The sequence below is a fragment of the Marinobacter sp. UBA2498 genome (assembly GCF_002341575.1).
Classification (GTDB): Bacteria; Pseudomonadota; Gammaproteobacteria; order Pseudomonadales; family Oleiphilaceae; genus Marinobacter; species Marinobacter manganoxydans.
Genome location: NZ_DDOI01000018.1, coordinates 18,182 through 19,740, shown reverse-complemented (window position 1 = coordinate 19,740; position 1,559 = coordinate 18,182). Strand labels below are relative to the sequence as shown.

At 58.4% G+C, this 1,559-nt stretch carries 1 protein-coding gene and 1 pseudogene; both read right to left on the bottom strand.

The genetic code is table 11. The annotated features are described in order from the left end of the window. Positions 1–998, bottom strand: a 998-nt coding sequence (gene argS, locus B2W52_RS01885) for an arginine--tRNA ligase (protein WP_286801074.1), incomplete at its 3' end; no start/stop codon positions are given. A 131-nt stretch (positions 999–1,129) separates the two neighbouring features. Then, a pseudogene (locus B2W52_RS01880) lies at positions 1,130–1,559 on the bottom strand (primosomal protein N'); the annotation flags it as partial.

Below are 1,559 nucleotides of genomic sequence, written 5' to 3'. Positions count from 1 at the left end.
AAGCCCCGTTGCCACTTGTCCAGGTGATAGGCGACATCCGGCAGGAAGTAGGTGTAGCCACCGTCCTTCTTGCGCATGACCCGATCCTTGTCGTCGCCGAACTCTGTGGTTTTCAGCCACATGGCACCATCCTGCTCGTAGGTGTAGCCATTTTCTTGCAGGCGTTTGACCGTGGCTTCAACCTTGCCGTCCTCGTACAGGGAGGATTCCAGGAAATAGACATCGAACTGAACGCCGAAGGCTTTCAGATCCAGGTCCTGCTCCCGGCGCAGGTAGGCGACGGCGAATTCGCGGATGGCGTCGCGGTCTTCGGGGTCCGCCTTGGCGGTCACTTCCCGATCGTCCGCTGTGACGGTGTCGCCAGCAAGGTAGGCCTTGGCAACATCAACAATGTAATCGCCCCGGTAGCCGTCCGACGGCCAGCTTTCGTCGTCCGGCGTCAGACCTTTCACCCGCGACTGGACTGAGAGCGCCAGGTTATCAATCTGCGCCCCGGCGTCGTTGTAGTAGAACTCCCGGGTTACATCGTAACCGTTTGCTTCCAACAGCCGGCAAAGGCAGTCGCCGATCGCAGCGCCACGGCCGTGGCCAACGTGGAGGGGGCCTGTGGGGTTGGCCGAGACAAACTCCACCTGAACTTTTTCGCCCTGGCCCTGATTGTTGCGGCCGAAACGATCGCCTTCATCCAGTATGGTATTGACCACTTCGAAGGCACTCGCAGTGCTCATAAAGAAGTTGATAAAACCGGGCCCGGCAATCTCCACCTTCTCCACCGCACTGCTCTCAGGCAGGTTCTCGATCAGAGCCTCCGCCAGTTTGCGGGGCGCGCAGCCAGCCGCTTTCGAGGCAACCAGGGCAATGTTGCAGGCATAATCGCCGTGGGACTTGTCCTTGGTATTGCCCACCTGTGGAGTGAAGGACTGGTCCGCAGGCAGCGTGCCATCGGCTTGGAGTGCTGCCAGTGCAGACTGGAGCAGATCGGAAACGGTCTCTTTCATGCTGTCAGATGACTCGGTTTACAGGAGAATTGGATTCGGGGCAGGAGGCCCGTTGAAAACAGAAGGCGGCTATTATCGCGGAAAGTTTGGCTGCAAGCAAAAGGCTCGGGATTCCGCAGTCTCGGCTCAAATTATCCTGTTTCCTGCGGATCAACATCAATCATCCATTTGACCCCGGCAGGCAGCTTTCTCTGGTCCAGTTCCTGACAGATTCCGGTAAGCAGGCTGTTCAGCTTTTTCCGGTTGCGGGCGTTGAGGATCAGTTGCGCGCGGTGCTTGTCGGCGCGCCGGGCAATCATGGCTGGCAACGGTCCCCAGGTTTCGATGCCTGTGGTATTCGCGAGGGGCTTAATTGTATCCAGCACTTGCAAGCTTTTCTCCATGGTGTCGCCTTCTGCCCTGAAGATAGCCATGGCGCGGAATGGCGGGAATTGGCCTTCTTCCCGCTCTTTCAGGAGTTGGTCGGCGATGTCGAGGTAGTGGCCTTCGCACAGTGTCTTTAACAGCGGGTGGTCGCTGTGGCAGGTTTGCACAAGCACTTTGCCGGGCTTTGTGCCCCGT